At 39.3% G+C, this 25,228-nt stretch carries 26 protein-coding genes and 1 pseudogene; 22 read left to right on the plus strand and 5 right to left on the minus strand.

The window, feature by feature from the left end; all coding sequences use genetic code 11:
* The first annotated feature begins 15 nt into the window (after positions 1–15).
* The 3 genes from AB2B50_RS07430 to AB2B50_RS07440 all read left to right on the plus strand — a co-directional run bounded on the left by AB2B50_RS07430 (position 16) and on the right by AB2B50_RS07440 (position 3,167).
* Positions 16–1,113 (plus strand): NAD(P)/FAD-dependent oxidoreductase, encoded by a 1,098-nt coding sequence (locus tag AB2B50_RS07430; RefSeq protein ID WP_320692876.1) that lies wholly within the window; start codon positions 16–18, stop codon positions 1,111–1,113.
* Positions 1,114–1,216: 103 nt separating this feature from the next.
* Positions 1,217–2,236 (plus strand): UDP-glucose 4-epimerase GalE, encoded by a 1,020-nt coding sequence (gene galE / locus AB2B50_RS07435; RefSeq protein WP_045762906.1) that lies wholly within the window; start codon positions 1,217–1,219, stop codon positions 2,234–2,236.
* Entirely contained in the window at positions 2,220–3,167 is a 948-nt protein-coding gene (locus AB2B50_RS07440) for a glycosyltransferase family 2 protein (protein WP_320692877.1), read from the plus strand. The genes galE and AB2B50_RS07440 overlap by 17 nt, the downstream gene beginning before the upstream one ends.
* Before the next feature lie 105 nt (positions 3,168–3,272).
* Here AB2B50_RS07440 and AB2B50_RS07445 read toward each other — a convergent pair whose 3' ends face one another.
* The gene (locus tag AB2B50_RS07445; RefSeq protein ID WP_320692878.1) at positions 3,273–3,470 is read right to left on the minus strand and encodes a ferredoxin; all 198 of its coding nucleotides are present in this window, start codon (positions 3,468–3,470) and stop codon (positions 3,273–3,275) included.
* Between the two features lie 45 nt (positions 3,471–3,515).
* Here AB2B50_RS07445 and AB2B50_RS07450 point away from each other — a divergent pair, with 45 nt between their 5' ends.
* The 6 genes from AB2B50_RS07450 (at position 3,516) to pdxT (ending at position 7,384) form a co-directional block, all read left to right on the plus strand.
* On the plus strand, positions 3,516–4,004 hold the full coding sequence (locus AB2B50_RS07450) for an SAG1386/EF1546 family surface-associated protein (protein ID WP_000410178.1): 489 nt from the start codon (positions 3,516–3,518) through the stop codon (positions 4,002–4,004).
* 8 nt (positions 4,005–4,012) lie between these two features.
* Entirely contained in the window at positions 4,013–4,684 is a 672-nt protein-coding gene (cmk, locus tag AB2B50_RS07455) for a (d)CMP kinase (protein ID WP_045762908.1), read from the plus strand.
* Between the two features lie 139 nt (positions 4,685–4,823).
* Positions 4,824–5,162, plus strand: a complete 339-nt coding sequence (locus AB2B50_RS07460) for a zinc ribbon domain-containing protein YjdM (protein ID WP_001061595.1) — start codon at positions 4,824–4,826, stop codon at positions 5,160–5,162.
* Positions 5,163–5,164: 2 nt separating this feature from the next.
* On the plus strand, positions 5,165–5,797 hold the full coding sequence (locus tag AB2B50_RS07465; protein ID WP_320692879.1) for a Pr6Pr family membrane protein: 633 nt from the start codon (positions 5,165–5,167) through the stop codon (positions 5,795–5,797).
* 138 nt (positions 5,798–5,935) lie between these two features.
* Entirely contained in the window at positions 5,936–6,811 is an 876-nt protein-coding gene (gene pdxS, locus AB2B50_RS07470) for a pyridoxal 5'-phosphate synthase lyase subunit PdxS (RefSeq protein WP_045615501.1), read from the plus strand.
* Positions 6,812–7,384 (plus strand): pyridoxal 5'-phosphate synthase glutaminase subunit PdxT, encoded by a 573-nt coding sequence (gene pdxT, locus AB2B50_RS07475; RefSeq protein ID WP_320692880.1) that lies wholly within the window; start codon positions 6,812–6,814, stop codon positions 7,382–7,384.
* 29 nt (positions 7,385–7,413) lie between these two features.
* Here the strand turns inward: pdxT and trhA are convergent, their stop codons facing one another.
* Together trhA and AB2B50_RS07485 are read right to left on the minus strand one after the other, a co-directional pair.
* Positions 7,414–8,061 carry a PAQR family membrane homeostasis protein TrhA gene (trhA, locus tag AB2B50_RS07480; protein WP_001097751.1) on the minus strand — a complete coding sequence of 216 codons (648 nt, stop codon included), beginning with the start codon at positions 8,059–8,061 and terminating at the stop codon, positions 7,414–7,416.
* Positions 8,051–8,506, minus strand: coding sequence for a DUF1836 domain-containing protein (locus AB2B50_RS07485; protein WP_320692881.1), 456 nt, complete (start codon positions 8,504–8,506; stop codon positions 8,051–8,053). Before AB2B50_RS07485 ends, trhA begins: the two co-directional genes overlap by 11 nt.
* A gap of 134 nt (positions 8,507–8,640) precedes the next feature.
* On the opposite strand from AB2B50_RS07485, the gene AB2B50_RS07490 reads away from it, so the two are divergent.
* The 7 genes from AB2B50_RS07490 to trxB all read left to right on the plus strand — a co-directional run bounded on the left by AB2B50_RS07490 (position 8,641) and on the right by trxB (position 12,995).
* Positions 8,641–9,141: a GNAT family N-acetyltransferase gene (locus AB2B50_RS07490; protein WP_320692882.1), complete on the plus strand. Its 501-nt coding sequence runs from the start codon at positions 8,641–8,643 to the stop codon at positions 9,139–9,141.
* The gene (locus AB2B50_RS07495) at positions 9,134–9,646 is read left to right on the plus strand and encodes a methylated-DNA--[protein]-cysteine S-methyltransferase (RefSeq protein WP_320692883.1); all 513 of its coding nucleotides are present in this window, start codon (positions 9,134–9,136) and stop codon (positions 9,644–9,646) included. Before AB2B50_RS07490 ends, AB2B50_RS07495 begins: the two co-directional genes overlap by 8 nt.
* A gap of 11 nt (positions 9,647–9,657) precedes the next feature.
* Positions 9,658–10,014: a Spx/MgsR family RNA polymerase-binding regulatory protein gene (locus AB2B50_RS07500; RefSeq protein ID WP_049530911.1), complete on the plus strand. Its 357-nt coding sequence runs from the start codon at positions 9,658–9,660 to the stop codon at positions 10,012–10,014.
* 156 nt (positions 10,015–10,170) lie between these two features.
* Positions 10,171–10,971, plus strand: coding sequence for an amino acid ABC transporter permease (locus AB2B50_RS07505; RefSeq protein WP_049508615.1), 801 nt, complete (start codon positions 10,171–10,173; stop codon positions 10,969–10,971).
* A complete protein-coding gene (locus AB2B50_RS07510; protein ID WP_320692884.1) occupies positions 10,971–11,714 on the plus strand; it encodes an amino acid ABC transporter ATP-binding protein in 744 nt (247 codons plus the stop codon). Before AB2B50_RS07505 ends, AB2B50_RS07510 begins: the two co-directional genes overlap by 1 nt.
* A gap of 79 nt (positions 11,715–11,793) precedes the next feature.
* Positions 11,794–12,018 (plus strand): DUF4059 family protein, encoded by a 225-nt coding sequence (locus AB2B50_RS07515; RefSeq protein ID WP_000960970.1) that lies wholly within the window; start codon positions 11,794–11,796, stop codon positions 12,016–12,018.
* A gap of 65 nt (positions 12,019–12,083) precedes the next feature.
* Positions 12,084–12,995: a thioredoxin-disulfide reductase gene (gene trxB / locus AB2B50_RS07520; RefSeq protein ID WP_320692885.1), complete on the plus strand. Its 912-nt coding sequence runs from the start codon at positions 12,084–12,086 to the stop codon at positions 12,993–12,995.
* A 181-nt stretch (positions 12,996–13,176) separates the two neighbouring features.
* Here the strand turns inward: trxB and rlmB are convergent, their stop codons facing one another.
* Entirely contained in the window at positions 13,177–13,905 is a 729-nt protein-coding gene (gene rlmB / locus AB2B50_RS07525; RefSeq protein WP_223140792.1) for a 23S rRNA (guanosine(2251)-2'-O)-methyltransferase RlmB, read from the minus strand.
* 44 nt (positions 13,906–13,949) lie between these two features.
* Positions 13,950–14,561, minus strand: coding sequence for a peptide deformylase (gene def / locus AB2B50_RS07530; protein ID WP_320692886.1), 612 nt, complete (start codon positions 14,559–14,561; stop codon positions 13,950–13,952).
* A 160-nt stretch (positions 14,562–14,721) separates the two neighbouring features.
* On the opposite strand from def, the gene AB2B50_RS07535 reads away from it, so the two are divergent.
* From AB2B50_RS07535 to AB2B50_RS09750, 6 genes and pseudogenes are all read left to right on the plus strand, one after another.
* The gene (locus AB2B50_RS07535) at positions 14,722–16,041 is read left to right on the plus strand and encodes a CapA family protein (protein WP_320692887.1); all 1,320 of its coding nucleotides are present in this window, start codon (positions 14,722–14,724) and stop codon (positions 16,039–16,041) included.
* Positions 16,042–16,062: 21 nt separating this feature from the next.
* A complete protein-coding gene (locus AB2B50_RS07540; protein ID WP_320692888.1) occupies positions 16,063–16,890 on the plus strand; it encodes an HAD family hydrolase in 828 nt (275 codons plus the stop codon).
* 1 nt (position 16,891) lies between these two features.
* Positions 16,892–17,527: an SGNH/GDSL hydrolase family protein gene (locus tag AB2B50_RS07545; protein WP_320692889.1), complete on the plus strand. Its 636-nt coding sequence runs from the start codon at positions 16,892–16,894 to the stop codon at positions 17,525–17,527.
* A gap of 412 nt (positions 17,528–17,939) precedes the next feature.
* Entirely contained in the window at positions 17,940–22,742 is a 4,803-nt protein-coding gene (locus tag AB2B50_RS07550; RefSeq protein ID WP_414169910.1) for a Spy0128 family protein, read from the plus strand.
* 63 nt (positions 22,743–22,805) lie between these two features.
* A pseudogene (locus AB2B50_RS09745) lies at positions 22,806–24,551 on the plus strand (SspB-related isopeptide-forming adhesin); the annotation flags it as partial.
* A 111-nt stretch (positions 24,552–24,662) separates the two neighbouring features.
* On the plus strand, positions 24,663–25,228 hold a 566-nt coding region (locus tag AB2B50_RS09750; protein WP_414169912.1), incomplete at its 3' end, for a Spy0128 family protein.

A 25,228-nucleotide genomic window follows, 5' to 3' on the forward strand; every position in this document is an offset into this window, starting at 1 on the left:
TAGAAGGTAAAGACAATGAAAAAAGTTGCCATTGTAGGAGCAGGAATTGTAGGGGCAACAGCTGCCTACTATCTCTCTAAGGAAACAGATGTCGAAGTAACTGTCTTTGATCATGGGTACGGACAAGCTACCAAGGCAGCGGCAGGAATCATCAGTCCTTGGTTCTCTAAACGACGTAATAAAGCTTGGTACAAGATGGCTCGCCTAGGAGCAGACTTTTATGTAGATTTATTAGCTGATTTAGAAAAAACTGGTCAAAAGGTTGATTTCTACCAGCGCTCAGGAGTCTTCCTTCTCAAAAAAGATGATTCCAAGCTCGAGGAACTCTATGACTTAGCCTTGCAACGTAGAGATGAATCTCCCTTAATTGGCGAATTAGCCATTTTGGACCAAGCTGCTGCAAGCAGCCTATTCCCTGGTCTAAAGGGATTTGAGAGATTGCTCTATGCTTCTGGAGGAGCTCGAGTAGATGGGCAACTCCTAGTGAGTCGTTTACTGGATGCCAGTCAGGTTAAGGTCGTAAAGAAAGAGGTTAGTCTAACTCCTTTATTATCAGGCTATCAGATAGACAATCAAATGTTTGATCAAGTAATTTTATCTACGGGAGCTTGGCTTGGACACATTTTGGAGCCTTTAGGCTATGAGGTGGATGTTCGTCCTCAAAAAGGTCAACTTAGAGATTATCAGGTTGATTTAGACATGGCAAGCTATCCTGTTGTCATGCCGGAAGGTGAGTGGGATTTGATACCATTTCCTGGAGGTAAGTTATCTCTAGGAGCTACCCATGAGAATGACATGGGATTTGATCTTACAGTCGATAAAAATTTGCTCCAACAAATGGCGGAGGCGGCGAGTCCATTTTATCCAGCCCTGGCTGAGGCAATTTTATCTGGTGAACGTGTGGGTATTCGGGCTTATACGAGTGACTTTTCTCCATTTTTCGGACAGGTTCCAAACTTATCAGGAATCTATACAGCAAGTGGTCTAGGATCTTCAGGATTAACGACTGGTCCTATTATCGGTTATCATCTAGCTCAAATGCTTCAGGGGAGAAGTGGTGTATTAGATCCAGCAGATTATCCGACTGAAAGATACATTAAAAAGAAACAATAGTAAAACTTTTACCTAGTTTTTACGATAGTGTTAGGAAAGTAAATGACTTTCCCTATCAAAAATGGTAAAATGAAAAAAATAATCCAAGAATTGAGGAAATGAAATGCAAGAAAAAATTCTGGTAACGGGTGGAGCTGGTTTTATCGGAACTCACACTGTCATCGAACTGGTCCAAGCTGGACACCAAGTAGTTGTCGTGGATAATTTGGTAAATAGTAGCCGTAAAAGTCTTGAAGTAGTCGAAAGAATCACTGGGGTAGAAATTCCTTTTTACGAAGCTGATATTCGTGATACAGATACACTTCGTGATATTTTCAAACATGAAGAACCAACAGGAGTCATCCATTTTGCTGGTTTGAAGGCTGTAGGGGAATCTACACGTATCCCACTTGCCTACTATGATAACAATATCGCTGGAACTGTCAGTCTCTTGAAAGTTATGGAAGAGACAAACTGTAAGAATATCATCTTCAGTTCATCAGCAACTGTTTATGGAGATCCTCATACAGTCCCAATCTTAGAAGATTTCCCTCTTTCAGCTACTAACCCTTATGGTCGTACCAAGCTAATGCTTGAAGAAATCTTGACAGATATCTATAAAGCCGATTCAGAATGGAACGTTGTGTTGCTTCGTTATTTCAATCCAATCGGTGCACATAAGAGTGGTGACTTAGGTGAAAATCCAAACGGTATTCCAAATAACCTTCTTCCATATGTGACACAAGTCGCAGTTGGTAAGTTGGAACAAGTTCAGGTCTTTGGAGATGACTATGATACAGAAGATGGAACAGGTGTTCGTGACTATATCCACGTCGTTGACTTAGCCAAAGGGCACGTTGCAGCACTTAAGAAACTTCAAAAGGGTTCAGGTCTAAATATTTACAACCTTGGTACAGGGAAAGGCTATTCTGTCCTTGAAATTATCCAAAATATGGAAAAAGCAGTCGGACGTCCTATTCCATACCGTATTGTTGAACGTCGCCCAGGTGATATTGCAGCTTGCTACTCAGATCCAGCAAAAGCTAAGGAAGAGCTAGGATGGGAAGCAGAACTTGGTATTACAGAAATGTGTGAAGACGCATGGCGTTGGCAAAGCAAGCATCCAAATGGATTTGAAGATTAAGATGATGATTTCAATCATAGTCCCATGTTTAAACGAAGAGGAAGTACTTCCTCTTTTTTATCAAACTCTTGAAGCACTGATCCCAGATTTGGAAACAGAAATCGAATACATTTTTGTAGATGATGGTTCGATTGATAAGACTTTGGACCTTTTAAAGGTTTATCTAGAGAAAAATCCTGCAGTACATTATATCTCTTTCTCGCGTAATTTTGGGAAGGAAGCGGCCATATATGCAGGTTTACAACAAGCGACAGGGGACTTGGTGGTGGTTATGGATGCAGACCTTCAGGATCCCCCAAGCCTCTTGCTTGTGATGAAAAATTTACTAGACCAGAATCCAGATTTGGACTGCGTTGGAACTCGCAGAACCAGTCGAGAAGGAGAACCCTTTTTACGTAGTTGCTGCGCCGATCTTTTTTATCATTTTATGCAAAAAATTAGCCCAGTAGCCCTTCCATCGGGTGTCCGTGATTTTCGGATGATGAGAAGATCAGTTGTGGATGCAGTGTTAGAATTGACAGAATACAATCGCTTTTCCAAAGGACTCTTTGCCTGGGTTGGTTTCCATACTCACTATTTAGAATACCCTAATGTTGAAAGGCAGGCAGGTAAGACAAGTTGGAGTTTTAGACAACTCTTTTTCTACTCTATCGAAGGGATTGTGAATTTTTCAGATTTCCCTTTAATATTAGCCTTTGTTGCTGGTCTTTCGTCGTGTTTTCTGGCTTTAGTGATGACCTTGTTTGTAGTTGTCCGTACTCTCGTACTGGGCAATCCAACTTCTGGTTGGACTTCTCTGATGGCTGTCATTCTATTTCTTGGTGGTGTCCAATTATTGACGATTGGGATTCTCGGAAAATATATCAGTAAAATTTATATGGAAACGAAAAAAAGACCCCTCTATCTGATAAAAGAACAGAGTGAGTCATGATAAGATTTACTAAAAATAAGTCCTTCAAAAGACTATAATTTTCTGGAAAAATATGCTAAACTAGAGGAAGTGGGATTTGGAAATTGAATCACCACTGATGACAAATTAATCTTTGATGAGCGCGCGAGTAGGACACTGTTTTACAGCTTCCAGTAGTTCTTCACTAGCTGGGATGTCTCTCTCTAGTTGATTAGGATCATCATAGAAACGCACAATACCATTATCATGGTAATCAAATAAATCAGAATAGGTTTGGCATAGCCCGCAGGCAATGCATCGTTCAGGTATAAGTGTGATTTTCATATTTATATTGTAATAAGAAATTAGAAAAAAAACAAGGAGTAAGGTATGGAAAAGGAACCATGGCAAGAAGATATTTACGACATCGAGGAAAGTCGTTCGGAACGCAGAAGCAGAGGAAATAAGGAATCAGGAGTAGGAGCTAATCGTATTTTAACGATTTTGGCTTGTATTTTCTTTGTTATCGTTGTCGGAATGATTGCTATTCTAATCTACCTGTCATCTGGTGGTAGTGATCGTACGGCAGCCTTGAAAGATTTTCATGATTCTTCTGCGCCTAAGGTAGAGGAAGTTTCTTCAACATCATCAAGTAGTTCAGTTGAAGCATCAAGTTCTGAAGCAGAATCAACTTCTTCAAGTAGTTCAGAGGAACACACAAATGCTGAGGGAACCATTACTGTCCTTGCAGGTGAAGGTGAGGCAGCTATTGCAGCTAGAGCAGGCATTTCTATTGCCCAGCTTGAAGCCTTGAACCCTGGTCATATGTCTTCAGGAACTTGGTTTGCAAATCCTGGTGATGTCCTTAAGACAAGATAGGAGTTAGAATGAAAACAATTCAGATCGCTATTGATGGTCCAGCTTCAAGTGGTAAGAGTACAGTAGCAAAGATTATCGCTAAGGACTTTGGCTATACTTATCTGGATACAGGTGCCATGTATCGTGCTGCGACTTACATTGCTTTAAACAACCAAGTAAGTCCAGAAGAGTCATCTCGACTTCTTGAATTATTGGAACAATACCCGATTAGTTTTGGTCGTGCCGAAACAGGAGAACAGCTTGTTTTTGTTGGAGACGTTGATGTTACCAATCCAATCCGAGAAAATGAAGTAACTAATGCTGTATCAGCTTTTGCAGCTATTCCAGCTATTCGTGAAAAATTGGTAGCCCTCCAGCAAGAAATTGCCCAACAAGGCGGAATCGTCATGGATGGTCGAGATATTGGTACAGTGGTCTTGCCTAAGGCTGAATTGAAGATTTTTCTTGTTGCTTCAGTGGATGAGCGTGCAGAACGACGTTATAAGGAAAATCTTTCAAAGGGGATCGAAACAGATTTGGAAACTTTGAAAGAAGAGATTGCTGCGCGTGATTATAAAGATAGTCATCGTGAAACTTCTCCTCTTAAGCAGGCAGATGATGCAATCTATCTGGACACGACAGGACTAAGTATTTTAGAAGTTGTCGAAAAAATTAAATCAGAAGCAGTCAAACATTTTTAATTTGAAATTTTAACCGATTGACCACGATAGTGGTGAGTCGGTTTTTTAGCAATTTGTCAAATTTTTAATTTTAAGGTATAATAGTCTTTGTTAACAAAAATTTGACAATCAAACCATCATGAAAATAGAAGGAGATAAAATGAACAATCTACCAAATTGCCCAAAATGTAATTCAGAATATGTCTATGAAGACGGAGCCTTGCTAGTCTGTCCAGAGTGTGCCTACGAATGGAATCCTGCTGAGCAAGCTGAGGTTGAAGACGGCCTTGTTGCCATCGACGCTAATGGAAATAAATTGGCTGACGGTGATACAGTAACCTTGATCAAGGACCTTAAGGTCAAAGGTGCTCCAAAAGACCTTAAGCAAGGGACACGTGTTAAAAATATCCGTATTGTTGAAGGTGACCACAACATCGATTGTAAGATTGATGGATTTGGTGCTATGAAATTAAAATCAGAATTTGTTAAAAAGATCTAATCATGATTAAAAACAAAAAAGTAATATTTTATAGTCGTATCTTTTTATTTATTGCAGCCTTTACTGGTGTATACTTGGAGATTACCAAACGCGGTGGTTTAGGGATGTTGCTTTACTACACAGTACTTTCTAACCTTTTGGTTGTACTCTTTACAGGTTATCTTTTGTTAAAGATGCGTAGTGGTGGTGATAGTTGGCAGAGTCCTGGTATTCTACGTCTCAAAGGTGGCGTCACTATGAGTATTATGATTACTTGTGTCATCTATCATTTCATGCTGGCTCCTTTGACGACAGATTTTTACCGTTTGGAGAATTTCCTTTGCCATTACATTGTCCCTCTCTGGTTTTTAGCAGATACAATTATTTTTGACAAGAGTCGCCAATATAAGTTGGTTGATCCCATGCTTTGGACTAGTCTTCCTTTGCTTTATATGATTTTTGCCCTCTTAAACGGTTTTGTTCTAAAGATGGACGTTCCTAACGCTAAGGATAGTCCCTTCCCTTATTTCTTCTTGAATGCCAATAAATATGGTTGGGGATTTGTCTTTAGATGGGCAGCCATTATCTTTGTTGCCTACATGGTTTCAGGATATCTGTTTTATCTTGTTAAAAACATTAAAAAATCTAAGAAATAAGAGTACCTTATATGGGTACTTTTTTTGATGATTGATATAATTGTACCCGGACAAATCATTTTTTTTTATCTTGTTCTTGAGTCATTTCTACCTTACAATAAAACTGTAGCTACCAATACAACTATTGAGGAAGAGAAAATGACTGAAAATCGTTATGAATTAAATAAAAATTTGGCACAGATGCTTAAAGGTGGCGTCATTATGGATGTTCAAAATCCTGAACAAGCAAGAATTGCAGAGGCTGCAGGTGCAGCAGCGGTTATGGCCTTGGAGCGAATCCCAGCGGATATTCGTGCAGCTGGTGGTGTCTCTCGCATGAGCGATCCAAAGATGATCAAGGAAATCCAAGAAGCAGTCAGCATTCCAGTTATGGCTAAGGTTCGAATTGGGCATTTTGTTGAAGCTCAGATTTTAGAAGCCATCGAGATTGACTATATCGATGAGAGTGAAGTGTTATCTCCAGCTGATGATCGTTTCCATGTGGACAAGAAAGAATTTCAAGTTCCTTTTGTTTGTGGTGCAAAAGACTTGGGTGAAGCCTTGCGTCGTATCGCTGAAGGAGCATCGATGATTCGTACAAAAGGGGAGCCAGGAACAGGAGACATCGTTCAGGCAGTTCGCCATATGCGTATGATGAATCAAGAAATCCGTCGCATTCAAAATCTCCGTGAAGATGAACTCTATGTCGCGGCAAAAGAACTCCAAGTTCCAGTAGAATTAGTTCAATACGTCCACGAACATGGGAAATTACCAGTTGTCAATTTTGCAGCTGGAGGTGTCGCAACACCAGCGGACGCTGCTCTTATGATGCAGCTAGGTGCAGAAGGCGTCTTTGTCGGATCTGGAATTTTCAAGTCAGGGGATCCTGTCAAACGTGCGGCAGCAATTGTCAAGGCTGTTACCAACTATCAAAATCCTCAAATTCTGGCTGAAATCTCTGAAGATTTAGGAGAAGCCATGGTAGGTATCAACGAGAACGAGATTCAAATTCTCATGGCTGAGCGAGGAAAATAGATGAAAATCGGAATATTGGCCTTGCAAGGTGCCTTTGTAGAGCATGAGAAAGTCCTTGCCAAACTAGGAGTTGAAAGTATTGAATTGCGAAATCTTGAAGACTTTCAACAACATCAGAGTGACTTGTCAGGTTTGATTTTACCTGGCGGTGAGTCGACAGCTATGGGAAAACTATTACGTGACCAGCAAATGCTACTTCCTCTAAGAGAGGCTATTCTCAATGGTTTACCAGTCTTTGGAACTTGTGCAGGTTTGATTTTGCTAGCGAGACAAATCACTTCTCAAGAGGAAAGTCATCTAGCGACTATGGATATAGTAGTAGAGCGCAATGCCTATGGACGTCAGCTAGGAAGCTTTTATACTGAAGCAGATTGCAAGGGTGTTGGCAAGATTCCCATGACCTTTATCCGTGGACCTATTATTAGTGAAGTTGGTAAGGGTGTTGATGTTCTGGCAGTAGTGAACAATCAAATCGTTGCTGCTCAAGAAAAGAATATGCTAGTGACCTCCTTTCATCCGGAATTGACAAATGATCTTCGCTTGCATGAATACTTTATCAATATGTGCAAATAAAAATAGGTCGGGATTTTCCCGGCCTATTTTTACATGTAATAAACAATGGCAATGTATTGGAGAGCTGAAGCTGCTAGAATGAAGAGATGCCAAATCATATGGAAGTAGGGTTTCTTTTTAGCATAAAATCCAGCACCAACTGTATAGCAAAGCCCACCTGATACCATAAGAGTCCAAAAGATTGGATTTGTTTGACTGATGATTGCTGGTAGGATAGCCACAACTAACCACCCCATAATTAAGTAGAGAATTAGACTAAATTTTTCATTGACTTTTTTGGCAAAGATTTTATAAAGAATACCGAAAATAGTTGTTCCCCATTGGATAGCAATAATCAGGTAACCAAACCAGTTATTCATCAAGGTCAAAACGACAGGAGTATAAGAGCCAGCAATCGCAACATAAATCATGGAATGGTCGATAATGCGCAAGACATACTTATGAGTGGAACCATAAGCCATAGAATGATAGATGGTTGATGAAAGGAACATGAGAAAGAGGCTAATAACGAAAATCGACACCCCAATCGATGATAAAAATCCATGAGCTTCATAACTGTAAGTCGATGAGATAGGGAGCAAAATCAGCATGATAAGTGCCCCTACAGCATGGGTGACACTGTTTGCTATCTCTTCTCCAAAACTAAGGCGCTTGCTAAGTTTAAAACTAGTATTCATTTGTTTCCTCCTCTTCATTTTCTGTATAGACAAGAGCAAGTGTCTGATGATAGAGTTTAACTGTTTGGCAACTTGCTTGGATAATAGGATTAGCTGGGTCAATGTCTTCGTTCATGTAGTCCACAAAAGCGTTGTAAAGTTCTTGTGAGTTAGTCTCTGTGTGTAGGGTATTAAGGGTTTGAGCAATTTCCTGGATTGAAAAAACAGACTTGAGCGTTGTGATAGCAATCAATCGGGCGATTTGTTTGCGTTGGTATTTTTTCTTTTCAGGTTTGGTGATATATCCGTGTTTTACATAGTTGTTCACCATTGATGCAGTTAAACCTTTCTCTTTAGCAAGAGAAATTGGGGAACAAACTTTATTTACATAAAGTAGGACCTGATCCAAATAGAGATCAATGTTTGGAATTTCGTCCCATTCTGGGTAGGAAAAAGTAGTTTTCATTTCCAACTCCTGTTTATCTAGTTTTAATAACTAGATTATAAAATAATAGAAATAAAAAGTCAAGTTTTAACTGCTTGTAGAAACCCTTAAATTATGCTATGATGAGAGAAACTAGTCAGAAAAGAGGAGATAAGATGGAAATTCGTTTAGCCTTTCCAAACGAAGTAGATGCAATTATGCAGGTGATTGAGGGTGCTAAAAAATGCTTGGCGGAAGCTGGTAGCACCCAGTGGCAAAATGGTTACCCAAATGCCGACACGATTATTGAAGATATCATCTCTGGTCAGGCTTATGTAGCCTTGGACGAAGGAGAACTTTTAGCCTATGCAGCAGTGACTAAAAGTCCAGAAAAAGCTTATGAAGCCATTTATAATGGAAGTTGGGAAGGAAGAGAACCAGAATACCTTGTATTTCATCGGATTACGGTTTCTAGAGATGTCCAAGGCCAAGGTGTTGCCCAGACCTTCTTGGAAGGCTTGATTGAAGGCTTTGATTACCTAGATTTTCGTTCAGATACACATGCTAAAAACAAGGCCATGCAACATATCTTTGAAAAGCTTGGTTTTAAACAGGTCGGTAAAGTTCCAGTAGATGGAGAACGCTTGGCCTACCAAAAATTAAAATCAAATGTCTAAGAAGTATGCAAAGATGCTGTATAAGTCTCCGATTGGAATCTTATCTTTGGTAGCAGATGATCACTATCTGTTTGGGATATGGGTTGAGGAAGAGAGTGATTTTGAGAAGGGATTATCTGAAAATGATGTAACTGCTGTTGAAAGTCATCCCATTTTAAATCAATTTGCTAGCTGTTTAGATGCTTATTTTAAAGGACAAAATCAAGATTTGTCTCAGTTACCTTTGGCTCCTGTTGGTAGTGACTTTGAAAAAAGAGTCTGGAACTACTTGAGGGGAATTCCTTTCGGTCAGACTGTTACTTATGGACAAATAGCTAAGGACTTGCAAGTAGCTTCTGCCCAAGCAATCGGAGGAGCAGTAGGGCGCAATCCCTGGTCTATTCTTGTCCCCTGTCACCGTGTGCTAGGTGCTGGAGGACGTCTGACAGGCTATGCTTGGGGACTTGATAAGAAGGCTTGGCTCTTGAATCATGAAGGTGCAAGTTATCAAGAAAATAAAAAATAGAAAGAGAAAAAATGTTAGAATTTATCGAATATCCAAAATGTACAACTTGTAAAAAAGCCAAAAAAGAGTTAGATCAACTCGGATTAGAGTATAAAGATGTTCATATTGTAGAAGAAACTCCGAGTGAAGAAGTCATTTTAAATTGGCTTGAAACTTCAGAATTTGAGTTGAAGCAATTTTTCAATACTAGTGGTATTAAATACCGTGAACTGGGTTTAAAAGACAAGGTTGGAACTTTATCCAAAAAAGAAGCGGCCAAACTCTTGGCCAGTGATGGTATGTTATTAAAACGTCCTATATTAGTGGAGAATGGTGCTGTGAAGCAGATTGGTTATCGTAAAACCTACGACAACTTGGATTTGAAATAGTTTTTTTCTATCTCCTTGATAGGTAAAATATATAACCTCACGCTTTTAAAGTATGATAAACTAGTAGGTAAACAAAGTCTCTTCTGCTCGTAGCAAATATTTTAAATCTAGGCAGAAGTATGATAGAATGATTCATTATCAGGAGAGGATGTTTCTATGAATGTTACAACAATTTTAGCATCAGATTGGTACCAAAACTTGATGCAGTATATTCCAGACGGCAAACTGTTTAGTTTTCGTTCTGTCTTTGATGGGATTCCAAGAATTGTACAACAATTGCCAACAACATTGATGTTGACAGTATTTGGTGCTTTTTTTGGTATAATATTGGCCTTGGTTTTTGCTATTGTAAAAATTAATCGAGTTAGAATTCTTTATCCATTACAAGCATTCTTTGTTAGTTTCTTAAAAGGGACACCAATCCTAGTGCAGTTGATGTTGACTTACTATGGAATTCCTCTAGCATTAAAAGCGTTGAATCAACAATGGGGAACTGCTTTTAATATCAATGCGATTCCAGCTGCAGCTTTTGCCATTGTAGCTTTTGCTTTTAACGAAGCAGCTTACGCTAGTGAAACTATCCGTGCAGCTATTCTTTCTGTTAATCCTGGAGAGATTGAAGCCGCTCGTAGTCTTGGAATGACACGTGCACAAGTTTACCGTCGTGTGATTATTCCAAATGCAGCGGTAGTAGCGACTCCAACCTTGATTAACTCCCTAATCGGTTTGACTAAGGGGACTTCCCTAGCCTTTAGTGCGGGTGTTGTAGAAGTCTTCGCCCAAGCTCAGATTTTGGGTGGTGCCGACTATCGTTACTTCGAACGTTTCATCTCAGTTGCCCTTGTATACTGGGTGGTAAATATCGCTATTGAAAATCTTGGCCGCTTTATTGAGAAAAAAATGGCAATCGAAGCACCAGATAATGCGAAAACAGATGTGAAAGGAGACCTTCGCTAATGATTAAGATTTCAAATTTAAGCAAATCCTTTTCTGGTCAAACCGTCTTGGATCATCTGAATTTAGATATTCAAAAAGGGGAAGTAGTAGCTTTGATTGGTTCCTCAGGAGCGGGGAAGTCAACCTTTCTTCGTAGCCTAAATTATTTGGAAACACCTGATAGTGGAAGTATTCAGATTGATGATTTCAAAGTTGACTTTTCTCAAATTACTCAAGATGAAATCTTGACTCTTCGTCGTAAGTTGTCCATGGTGTTCCAACAGTTCAATTTGTTTGAGCGTAGAACAGCCTTAGACAATGTCAAGGAAGGTTTGGTAGTTGTTAAAAAACTTTCCGACCAAGAAGCAACTAAGATTGCCAAAGAAGAGTTGGCTAAGGTTGGTCTTTCAGATCGTCAACAGCACTATCCTCGCCACTTATCAGGTGGACAAAAACAACGGGTAGCTTTGGCGCGTGCTTTAGCCATGAAGCCAGCAATCTTGCTCTTGGATGAACCTACTTCAGCCCTTGACCCAGAATTGGTTGGTGAGGTAGAAAGATCTATCGCTAATGCAGCTAAATCAGGTCAAACCATGATTTTAGTCAGTCACGATATGTCCTTTGTTTCCCAAGTAGCTGATAAGGTTTTATTCTTGGATAAAGGAAAAATTATCGAGACTGGAACTCCTGATGAGATTATCAACCACCCAAAAGAAGAACGAACAAAAGAATTCTTTGCTAGTTACAAACGAACCTATATTTGATATAATAGAAGATAAGAAAGACTCAGTTGGCTAGGCTAACTGGGTTTGCTCTTTAAAATTAATAGAAAAGAGAGAGAGCATGCTAGTTCAGCTATTTGCTTTGTATTTAGAGAGTTTAGTGTTGACAATTCTACTGGTCTTGATTATTTTAGGACTCTGGATTGGACTTAGAGCTCTGTCTGGGGTTGACAAAACTGCTAAAGCACGTCAAGCCCATCTCTACGATATGATTATGATTGGAGTTTTAACAATTCCAGTATTGTCATTTGCAACCATGAGCATTTTGTTGGTTCTCAAGGCTTAATAGTTGTAAAATGGGATTTAATCCGTTAGAATAAAAATAGTTACAACAAGAAAGAAGGAAAGTGAATGTACGATACGATTATTATCGGTGCAGGGCCTGCTGGGATGACTGCAGCCTTGTACGCAGCACGTAGCAATTTGAAAGTTGCTTTGATTGAAGGTGGACTTCCTGGTGGTCAGATGAATAATACTTCTGACATTGAAAACTATCCAGGTTATGCTAATATCAGTGGTCCTGAATTAGCTGAAAAGATGTTTGAACCTCTTGAAAATCTAGGTGTTGAGCATCTCTATGGCTTCGTTGAAAATGTTGAGGATCATGGCGAATTCAAAAAAGTCGTAACAGACGACCAAGTTTATGAAACTCGCACAGTTATCGTAGCGACTGGTTCTAAGCACCGTCTCTTGGGTGTTCCAGGAGAAGAAGAACTCAATAGTCGTGGAGTTTCTTACTGTGCAGTTTGTGATGGAGCCTTTTTCCGCGACCAGGATTTGTTGGTCGTAGGTGGAGGTGACTCCGCGGTTGAAGAGGCTATCTTCTTAACACGGTTTGCAAAATCTGTTACCATTGTTCACCGTCGAGATGAACTACGTGCCCAAAAGGTCTTGCAAGATCGTGCCTTTGCCAATGAAAAAATCAACTTCATTTGGGATTCTGTCGTTAAAAAAATCAAGGGTGAAAACCGTGTGGAATCGGTTGTGATTGAAAATGTTAAAACAGGTCAGGTGACAGAACAAGCTTTTGGTGGTGTCTTCATCTATGTTGGTTTAGACCCTGTTAGTGACTTTGTCCAAGAGTTGCAGATTCGCGACCAGGCAGGTTGGATTGTGACAGATGATCACATGAAGACAAGTGTTGCAGGTGTCTTTGCAGTTGGGGATGTCCGTCAAAAAGACCTTCGCCAAGTTACAACAGCTGTTGGAGATGGCGCTATTGCAGGTCAAGAGGCCTACAAATATATTACCGAACATTATTAAAAAGGCGGTGGGACAGAAAACGATAGACAAAGTCTAGATTTCGAAGTTCCAGCCCTGCGAGGATGATTAGGAGCTTTTTGGAGTCTAAAAGATGAACAAAAAGTTCAATCAGCTACCGTGTCAAAGTTTGATTGCTAATAAAAAGTGAGGTCGGGATCTTTTGTCCCAACCTCACTTTTTATTAGAGTCGATTTCGAAAAACTTCGTACATGAGAATGGCAGCAGCAACGCTGGCATTGAGGCTCTGTACGTGCCCATTCATTGGAATAGTAATCATCTCGTCCACTTGTTTTTTGATGTTGCTAGAGATACCTTTGCCTTCATTTCCGATGATGAGAGCAATCTTTCCTTTGGTATTCCATTTGTGGCAAGGAGTTCCATTCATATCAGTTCCAAATGTCCAGAAACCTTCATCCTTAAGTTTGTCTAAGGTTTGGCTAAGATTAGTGACTCGAGCAATAGGAACGTGTTCAATCGCACCTGTTGCTGTTTTTGCTACGACAGGAGTAACACCGACAGCTCGATGTTTGGGAATGATGACACCGGAAACATTAGTTGCATCCGCTGTTCTCAAGATAGAACCAAGATTATGTGGGTCCGTTAAACCATCAAGGATTAGTAGTAGTGGGTTTTCTTCCTGGCGTGTCTTAGCAAGAATCTGCTTAAGTTCAGTGTAGGCAAATTCAGAAACGCGCAAGACAAAACCTTGGTGAACAGCTCCTTCAGTCATCTCAGAAAGTGATTTTTTGGAAGTCCAAGAAATGGATACTTTCTTTTCAGTAGCCAATTCCTTAACTTTTTCCACATTCTTTCCTCGTAAATCTTCCTGAAGGTAGAGTTTGTTTCCAGTATTTGCTAAAAGAGCTTCTGTGACGGCATGAACGCCATAGACAATATCGTTTGTTTTCATATCTTCATTATAACACAAAATCCCGTCTTGCAACGGGATTTTCTTTATTCAAGAATGAGCAGGCCATCTTTAACTTCAAATGGGTCTTTTTCATTGATACGATCATAGAACATAATGCCATTTAAGTGGTCAATTTCATGTTGAACTACAATAGAGTTATAGCCCTTAAGTTTGATGCGGTGCTTTTCTCCATCCTTATCAAAATAGTCAACGGTTACTCGGGCGTGGCGGATAACATAGCCTGGAACGGCACGGTCAACAGACAAGCAACCTTCTCCCTCGCCTAAGGCAGCGTCTTGGACTGAGTGTGAGACGATTTTAGGATTGTACATAACAGCTTGTAAGTCATAGGCTTCTTGAGGAGTTTCCCCTTCCTCAGTGATATTCGGTACCAATACGGCGATAATGCGTTTTGAGATATCAAGCTGTGGTGCAGCAAGTCCAACTCCTCCACGTAGCCCTAATTTTTCAGCCATAACAGGATCTTGCGAGTGTTTCAAAAATTGCATCATTTTTTCTCCAAGAATGATATCTTGATCACTCAAGGGGAAGTTGACTTCCTCGGCAACAGCACGAAGAGTAGGGTTCCCTTCGCGGATAATATCTTTCATATCGATTAAATGAGCAGCTTTGGTAATTCGTTCTATAGCAGACATATTCTTTCCTTTCCTTCTATTACAATTACATGATAACACAAAACAGATGAGAAAGAAAGTCACAGAAGTTGCTAAAAAATAATATAATAAAAGGAAATACCTATTTGTCTGTGGTATAATAGAGTAAGAAATATGACTTTGAAATTATGGGAGAAAAGATATGGAACAACGTAGTAGTAAAAGAAAAAATGGTCTCGTTTTACAAGCTATTAGACATTCCGTTCGATTTTTCAGGAGCTATAAGCAGTGGAACAATCGCACTTTTATTGTAGTCTTGTTAGCTTCGGTAGCTGTCTCGATGATGCTTACTTTATTAGTGGAAGGAGCTCGAGGGATTTCTTTAAGCAGTAGTGATCCAAGTGCCGTACACCAAGAGTCAAGTTTTCAGGCAAATAATGCAGATACGGAACAAGAAACGAGTGCGCGTATCATGGCAAACGGTGATTTGCTCTATCATGACATTATCTACATTTCAGCCAAAAAATCAGACGGCACCTATGATTTCCATGAAAATTTTGAGTATGTAAAACCCTGGCTGAAGCAAGCTGACTTAGTCATTGGTGATTTTGAAGGAACTGTAAATAAAGACCACTATCTTGCAGGATACCCCTTGTTCAATGCACCTGGTGAAGTTATGGATGCTATAAAAGATGCAGGCTATCAAGTGCTAGACTTGGCTCACAATCATATCTTGGATTCTCAGATTGAGGGAGTGGTATCAACTGCGGATGCTATTGAAAAGGCAGGAATGACACCGGTCGGGGTCTATACCCATGAATCACGAGATAAGGCTCCTTTAGTTATCAAGGAAGTTAATGGTATTAAAGTTGCTATTTTAGCTTATTCCTATGGTTTTAACGGCATTGAACAAAGCATTTCTCAAGAGGATTATAATCGTTATCTTTCAGACTTAGACGAAGATAAAATGAAGGCTGAAATTGAACGAGCAGAGAAGGAGGCGGATATTACAATTATCATGCCTCAGATGGGAGTTGAGTATCAAATTGAGCCGACTGAGGAGCAAAAGAAACTTTACCATAAAATGATTGATTGGGGAGCTGATATTATCTTTGGTGGTCACCCTCACGTTGTTGAACCAGCTGAAACGGTTGAAAAAGACGGTGATAAAAAGCTTATCATTTACTCTATGGGGAATTTTATCTCAAATCAACGGATTGAAACCATGCAGGATGTGGAAAATGCCAAGTGGACGGAACGTGGAGTTCTCATGGATGTGACCATTAAGAAGAAATCTGGTAAAACGACTATTGAAACTGCCCAAGCCCATCCAAGCTGGGTGAGTCGAACTCCAAAGGGAGGCTATTCTCCAGAAGGTTACCCACTCTATCTTTACCAAACTTATATCCTGGAAGATTTTATTGAGGGTGGGAAATACCGTAGTCAGTTAGATGAGGCCACCAAGCAACGGATTGATACAGCCTATAAAGAAATGAACGAGCATGTAGGTTTGAAGTGGTAGTGACATTAAAAGAGGAGCAAGATGGATATTAAGATAATAGCGACGGATATGGACGGTACTTTGTTGGATCCTCAAGGACAAATGGATCTACCTCGACTAGAGAAAATTTTAGATCAGCTAGATCAGCGTGGAGTTCGTTTTGTCATTGCAACGGGAAATGAAGTTCATCGAATGCGACAATTACTGGAACATCTAGCAGATAGAGTAGTTCTCGTGGTTGCTAATGGTGCTCGTATATTTGAAAATGATAAATTGATTCAAGCTCAGACTTGGGACGATGCTATGGTTGATAGAGCTTTGGCTCATTTTAAAGGCAGAGAGTGTCAGGATCAGTTTGTCGTAACTGCTATGAATGGCGGTTTTGTCAAGGAAGGCACTGTCTTTACAGAACTTGATAAATTCATGACTCCGGAGATGATTGAGAAATTCTATCAACGGATGCACTTCGTCGATGAATTTGACTCTAAACTCTTCGGTGGTGTTCTCAAGATGAGTATGGTTGTTGGTGAAGAACGATCCGATTCGGTTTTACAGGAAATCAATGACTTATTTGATGATCATGTGCGAGCTGTTTCTAGTGGATATGGTTGTATTGATATCTTACAAGATGGGATTCATAAGGCCTGGGGCTTAGAAGAATTGCTCAAACGTTGGAACTTAAAACCTGAACAAATAATGGCTTTTGGAGACAGTGAAAATGACATTGAAATGTTAGAGTTGGCAGGTATTTCTTACGCAATGGAAAATGCAGAGGATAGAGTCAAGGAAATTGCGACAAAAGTAGCGCCAGCTAACAGTCAGGCAGGTGTTTACCAAGTTTTAGAAAACTGGCTAGAAGAAGGAGAATAACTTGGCAGTACAACTATTAGAGAACTGGCTCTTAAAAGAGCAAGAGAAAATTCAAACCAAGTATCGTGAACTTAATCAAATCTCGGTAATTGAACCAGATATCATTTTTATCGGGGATTCTATTATTGAGTATTATCCCTTGCAAGAACTACTTGGTACATCAAAGGCAATTGTGAATCGAGGCATTAGAGGCTACCAGACTGGACTTTTATTAGATAACCTTGATTCCCACCTCTATGGTGATGCAGTGGATCAAATTGTACTTTTGATTGGGACAAATGACATTGGAAAAGATATTCCAATGAATGAAGCACTGAATAATCTCGAGAGTGTGATTCAAACCATTTCTCGTGATTATCCACTGTCACAGATAAAGCTAGTTTCCATCTTGCCTGTCAATGAAGGTGAGGACTTTAAACAGACAGTGTATATTCGTACCAATGAGAAAATCAAGGCGTGGAACCAAGCCTATCAAGACCTTGCCTCTGCCTATATGCAGGTTGAATTTGTGCCTGTTTTTGAGAACTTACTAGATCAGAAAGGGCAACTCAAGTCAGACTTCACAACAGATGGCCTTCACCTCAGCGTCTCTGGTTACCAGGCTTTATCAAGTACTCTAAAAAAATATATTTTCTAGATTGATTCGCTAATGTGAGATAAGTTTAAGAATCATAAATAATAAAAAAATTCTTCTTGTGGATATAAAAAAGTGATAAACATTCACTATGGTCTATAAGTTGAATTTTTTGTTTTTATTATAAATTACCTTGAATACTAGTATCTTTTTGCTATATAAAGTAAAAAGAAGGAATAAAAATAGAGATTTAGATATGTGAATTTAACATTTACAGCTATTAAATATTCTGTATAAATGCATATTATACACTTTGCGGATATAGTTTTGGATCATCGTTATTCTTGCTATTAGCCCTGTAATATGGTATACTTTTAGCGTTACTGGTATTATGAGAAAGAGTATTTTATTTTAGGAAAAACTCAATAATCTTACATATTATTAGTTAAAATGTTAAAAAAGGAGAACTTATCACATGATAAGAAGAGAGCAACAACGATTTTCTTTAAGAAAATACAAAGTTGGTGTCGCATCAGTTTTCTTAGGAACGACCCTTAGCTTCATGATGGCTAATGGTGGTGCTGTAAATGCTGCTGAGATTGTAGCAAAGCAAACTGCGGAGAATACTGAACTAGTCGACAATAACGACAAGGAAAAGTTGAAAGAGCCATCAACGGATGTGGCAACTTCAGCTAATTCTGAAACTTCAGAAGTTAAGTCAGAAACATCAACACCTGAAGTTAAGTCTGAAGAAGTAAAATCAGAACCAACTGAAGTAAAATCTGAAGAAACAAAAGCTGAAAAACCTGAGGAAAAAACATCTGTTAGTCCTGAGGCAAAACCAGAGACTTCTAAGCCAGTAGCAACAACTGCTTCAAAAGCAAAAGAAGTTGTAGTAGCTAAGCCTAAGGCAGAAGAAAAGACTGAATCTAAATCAGAGGAAAAATCTGAGCCTAAAGCAGAACTTTCAGCTGTTGCTGAGGCAACAAGCCTTGATACAAATGCTAGTGCAACTAATGTTGAAGCAAAATCACTAGTAGATACAGAAACACTAGCTTTGGCAGCTGAGAATACTGTAAATGCCGGTGCTTTAGCTACAAATGGTGGTCGTCGCCGTAATCGTCGTGCTGCAACTGACCATAACACAGAAGCAATAGCAACTACAACTACACTTAAAGATGGTGAAACAGCAGATCCAGATATGACAGATCCTGTTGGTGCAAGTGTTAAATCACAGGATGTACCTGCTGGATATGAAAGAAAAGAAGGAGATGTTTATACATATAGTATCGTAGATCTTACTAAGTTTAATGAACGTTATGGAACAAAATACTATACTCGTGCTTATAAGAACTTTGATTCTTCTACAGATACAACAGTTGAATTGATTGATAAAACTACTGGCAGTATAGTGGAAACTAAAATAGTTACAGCTACAAGTGGAACTCAAAAATTCGCGACTACTACAACAGCTTCTAGAGGAGAATTAACTTGGCAAGTCGGTTACGACAGTGGATCCGGTAGTGGACCTGGTAAAACGGATCAGCCATTTATTCAATTGAGTTATGAAGTTGGAAAGAGTATAACTGATTTAGTGGCAGCTGGACACAATCTTACTCCTACAGAAAAAGTTTTATTTGATGCGGTTTATGCTGCTCGTAGATCAAACGACATTATTAATGCTGTTGAACCAGCGTATAACGGACGTTCCATTACAGAAACGAATGCAAAGATTCCATTAGCAGTTGAAAAAACAACTTATTATCGAGTAGTTGATAAAAACAATCCAACATTTAATGCTAATAAGACTGATAAAAATGTTCAAGATTACGTTGCAAATGGAAATGAAGTTGACTTAGCTAAATACACTCTTAAAGCTATGGAAGGTCAGCAGTTTAAAGCATCTGGCGAGCGTAAGTTTGAAGGCTATAAATTGTATCAAACAGCTGATGCAAACGATAAATCTGGTTATGTCAGTCGTCCTTATACTGTTGGTACCAAATTTATGGATGCAGACCGTTATGGTATTAAACGGATTAAAGAAATTGTCGGTGAAGATGGAACAGTTGTTGTTCGTGTTTATCTTCTTGATCCAAAACAACAAAGCAAACGCTCGGATGGTTCATTAAGTACTGATGGTTACATGTTGCTAGCAGAGACTAAACCTATTAAACCTGGTGAGTATAATAAAGAAGACTTAGTCGTTACGAAAACACCACTTCATACAATTGCTTTTACGGATACTAATGGTGTAAACTATCCAAATGGTAAAGAAGTTAAGTTTGGCTTCCAAACAGCTGCAGGTTACACACCGAAGAAAACAGTATTTGTACCGTTCTTGGGGGATGGTATCGGTCACTCTTCTGCAAACTCTCAATTGGAACGTGGAGTAGAGGGAATCGGTGTAAACGTAGACTTGCTCAATACATTAGTACCGTATAAACAACCTATCTACTACTATGTTAAAGTAGATCCAGTAACCTACACCCCTGAAGTAAGCAAAGTTCTTGATGGTCGTACCTTGAACGACGGTGACTTTAGCTTTACTCTTAAACAAGAAGGTGGTACACACCAAGAAACTGTTACCAACAAAAATGGTAAGGCAACCTTTAGCCAACTAACATTCGAAAAACCAGGTACTTACACTTATAAGATTACAGAAGTTGCTGGTTCGGATACGAATGTTGACTATGATGGTATGGAGGTTACTCTTACAGTTACCGTTACACAAAATGCTCAGGATAAACTAGAAGTTGGAGCAGTCTATACATCAACAGGTGGTCATGCTGAGGGTGAGAATGACAAGGTCTTCAACAACTATGTTGTAGCTCCAGTTAAGACTAAGTTTGACTTCAGTAAGGCTCTGGCAGGTCGTGAGTTGAAAGCTGGTGAATTCAGCTTCGTATTGAAAGATTCAACTGGTAAGACTCTTCAAGCCAAGACAAATACTAAAGAAGGTGTAGTAGCCTTTGATGATTTGACTTTTGACAACACACAAGTTGGTACTCACAAGTACACTGTAGAAGAAGTTCAAGGTTCTGAAGCAGGAATGACTTATGACCCAATGAAAGCTGAAGTAACGATCACTGTTACTAAAGAAGGTCACGTTCTTAAAGCAACAAACACACTTCCTGCAGATACAGAATTCAACAATACCTTCACACCATCTCCTGTTAAAGTAAACCTTGAGTTTGATAAATCACTCTCAAATGGTAACTTGAATGCAGGTGACTTTAGCTTCACTTTGACTGGTGATAACAATGTTAATGAAACTGTAACAAATAAAGCTAATGGTAAGATTAACTTCAGCGAATTGTCATTTGATCAAGTGGGTGTCTACAACTATACTGTTAAAGAAGTTAAAGGCGATAAAGCTGATGTAGACTACGATGCAATGACTATCGCAGTTAAAGTAACTGTAACCAAAGATGCAAGTACTGGTCTTTTATCAGCTAAAACTGCAATGACCTCTACTGGTGGTGAAGCAACTGGTGAAGATGATAAAGTCTTTAACAACCATGTAGTGGCACCCGTAACAGCTCAATTTGACTTCAGCAAAGCTCTTGCAGGTCGTACACTTAAGGCTGGTGAATTTAGCTTTGTATTGAAAGACAAAGATGGCACTGTTATCCAAACAAAACAAAATGATGCCACTGGTAAGGTTAAATTTGATGCCTTGACATTTACAAATGCTCAAGTTGGTGATCACAAGTACACTGTAGAAGAAGTTATCCCAGAAACAAAAGAAGCTGGTATGACTTATGACACCATGAAGGCTAACGTGACAGTTACTGTTACCAAATCAGGTCATGCACTTACAGCTGTAGCAACACTTCCAGCAGATAAAGAATTTAACAATACCTTTACCCCAACTGCAACGCAAGCTCAATTCAAGTTCACTAAGAAACTTGAAGGTAAAGAGCTTACGAAGGATGCCTTCACATTTGAATTAGTTGAAAATGGCAAAGTCATCCAAACTAAGAAAAATGCGGCTGATGGAACTATCCAGTTTGACGCGATTTCTTACGATAACGAAGGTTCACATACATACACTGTACGTGAAGTAGCTGGAACAGATACAAATATCGACTACGATTCAATGAATGCAGTTGTAACAGTTAATGTAACGAAAGACGCTGCATCTGGTATTTTGACTGCTAATGTTACAATGCCGGATGATACTGAGTTCAATAACTACCATGTAGCTCCAGTCGTTGCAAGATTTGACTTTACTAAGAAATTAGCAGGTCGTGAACTTAAAGATGGCGAATTTAGCTTTGTTCTTAAAGATTCAACTGGTCAAACTCTTGAAACAGTAACAAATAAAGCTGACGGAACTGTAACATTCTCTGAATTATCATTTGATAATACTAAAGTTGGAATTCATACTTATACAGTAGAAGAAGTTATCCCATCTACTAAAGAGCTTGGTATGACTTATGATACTATGAAAGCAACAGTCACAGTTGAAGTTGCTAAGAATGGTCACACCTTGACTACTGTAACAAACGTAACATCAACTGGCGGTGTCAATGCTGATGGAACATCAACAGAAGGAACTGATGATAAAGAATTCAACAACAAGATTACTCCTCCTGAAACACCTGAATTCCAACCTGAAAAATTTGTTCTTAATAAAGAGAAATTTGACATTACAGGAACAAAACTTGTAGACGATGATGATGAATTGACTGATGAGTACACTGCTACAAATGCTAACCCATACGCAGATGGAACTTCAAACAACGAAGCAGAAAACATCAATACCAAGACTGTTGAACGTGGTGATAAACTAGTTTACCAAGTATGGTTGGATACGAAAAACTTCACTGATAAAAATAACATCCAATCTGTTGGAATATCTGATACCTATGATGCAGAAAAATTAACTGTTAATGCTGCTGATATTAAAGCTTATGACAGTGAAAGTGGAGATGATGTAACTGATAAGTTTGACATCAAGGTTGAAAATGGTGTCATTACAGCAACATCTAAGACTTCTGTAAACAAATCATTGGGTGATGCGGATAATACACAAGTTATCGATACAACTAAATTTGCATTTGGTCGCTACTATAAATTCGATATTCCAGCGACAGTTAAAGCTGACGTTGCAGGTGGAGTGGACATCGAAAATAAAGCCAACCAAATTGTTCATGTTTATAATCCAGTAAATAAATCTGTTGAAAAACCAGAAAAACCAACTCAAAAACGTGTAAACAGCGTACCAATCTCAGTTGAATTCAACTTCACTAAGAAATTGGAAGGCCGTGAGTAGAAAGCTAACGAATTCAGCTTCGTTCTTAAAGATTCAACAGGTAAAGTTGTTGAAACAGTAAGCAACGATGCGGCAGGAAACGTTAAGTTCTCAGCTCTTACATTCAAGAAGGGTCAAGAAGGCGTTCATAATTACACAGTAGAAGAAGTAGCTGGAACAGACGCAACTGTTACCTACGATACTATGAAAGCAAATGTAACCATCACAGTTTCACACGATGGTACAGCTAAAGCTCTTGTGGCAAATCTTGGAGATATTGCAGATAAAGAGTTCAACAATACAGTAACTCCACCAGAAACTCCTAAGTTCCAACCAGAGAAATACGTTGTTTCTGAAGAGAAATTCGATATCTCAGGCGACAAGCTCGTTGACGATGACAAAGAATTGGCAGAGAAGTACGCAGATACAAATGCCAACCCATATGCGGATGATGCATCAAACAACGAAGCTCAAAACTTGAATACCAAGACTGTTAAACGTGGCGATAAATTGGTTTATCAAGTTTGGTTGGATACAACTAAATTTGACGCAGCTAACAAGGATAACATCCAATCAGTAGGAATCTCAGATGACTACGATGAAACTAAGTTGGATCTTGATTCTACTAAGATCAAAGCTTACGATTCAGTAACAGGTGATGATGTCACAGCTAAATTCGATATCACTGTGAACAATGGTGTGATCACTGCAACCCTTAAAGCTGGCTTCACGAAGTCACTTGGCGACGCAGAAAACACTCAAATCATCGATACAACTAAGTTCGCCTTCGGACGTTACTATAAGTTTGACATCCCAACAACAGTGAAAGCTGACGTTGCAGGTGGCGTAGACATCGAAAATACTGCGGCTCAAGTAGTGAACTACTACAACCCAGTAAGCAAGACTGTTGAAAAACCAAGCAAACCAACTGAAAAACGTGTGAATAGCGTACCAGTACAAGTAGAATTCAACTTCACTAAACGTTTGGAAGGTCGTGAGCTTAAAGCTAACGAATTCAGCTTCGTTCTTAAAGATTCAACAGGTAAAGTTGTTGAAACTGTAACGAACGATGCGTCTGGTAACGTTAAGTTCTCAGCTATCGAATTCAAGAAAGAACAAGCAGGCGTTCACAACTACACAGTTGAAGAGGTAGCTGGAACAGACGCAACCGTTACCTACGATACTATGAAAGCGAATGTAACAGTTACAGTTAAACACGATGGAACAGCTAAAGTTCTTATCGCGACTGTAGGCGACATTGCGGATAAAGAATTTAACAACCGCGTAACTCCTCCAGAAGAACCTAAGTTCCAACCAGAGAAATACGTTGTTTCTGAAGAGAAATTCGATATCACAGGCGACAAGCTCGTTGACGATGACAAAGAATTGGCAGATAAGTACGCAGATACAAATGCCAACCCATATGCGGATGATGCATCAAACAACGAAAAACAAAACATCAATACCAAGACTGTTAAACGTGGCGACAAGTTGGTTTACCAAGTATGGTTGGATACAACTAAATTTGACGCAGCTAACAAGGACAACATCCAATCAGTAGGAATCTCAGATGACTACGATGAAGCTATGTTGGAGATTGATTCTACTAATATCAAAGCTTACGATTCAGTAAAAGGTGATGATGTAACAGCTAAATTCGATATCACTGTGAACAACGGTGTGATCACTGCAACCCTTAAAGCTGGCTTCACGAAGTCACTTGGCGATGCAGAAAACACTCAAGTGATCGATACAACTAAATTCGCCTTCGGACGTTACTACAAGTTCGACATCCCAACAACAGTGAAAGCTGATGTACCTGGCGGAGTAGATATTGAAAATACTGCGGCTCAAGTAGTGAACTACTACAACCCAACAACTAAGAAAGTTGAAAAACCAAACAAACCAACTGAAAAACGTGTGAATAGCGTACCAGTACAAGTGGAATTCAACTTCACTAAGAAATTGGAAGGCCGTGAGTTGAAAGCTAACGAATTCAGCTTCGTTCTTAAAGATTCAGAAGGTAAGACTCTTGAAACTGTAAGCAATGATGCATCAGGTAACGTTAAGTTCTCAGCTATCGAATTCAAGAAAGAACAAGCAGGCGTTCACAACTACACAGTTGAAGAAGTAGCTGGAACAGACGCAACCGTTACATACGATACCATGAAAGCGAATGTAACAGTAACTGTTTCTCACGATGGAACAGCTAAAGTTCTTGTAGCAACTGTTGGCGATATCGCTGATAAAGAGTTCAACAACCGCGTAACTCCACCAGAAGAACCTAAGTTCCAACCAGAGAAATACGTTGTTTCTGAAGAGAAATTCGATATCACTGGTGACAAGCTCGTTGACGATGACAAAGAATTGGCAGATAAGTACGCAGATACAAATGCCAACCCATATGCGGACGATGCGTCTAACAATGAAGCTCAAAACATCAATACTAAGACTGTGAAACGTGGCGACAAGTTGGTTTACCAAGTTTGGTTGGATACAACTAAATT

It is taken from the genome of Streptococcus fermentans, from assembly GCF_040888305.1.
GTDB classification, from domain to species: Bacteria; Bacillota; Bacilli; order Lactobacillales; family Streptococcaceae; genus Streptococcus; species Streptococcus fermentans.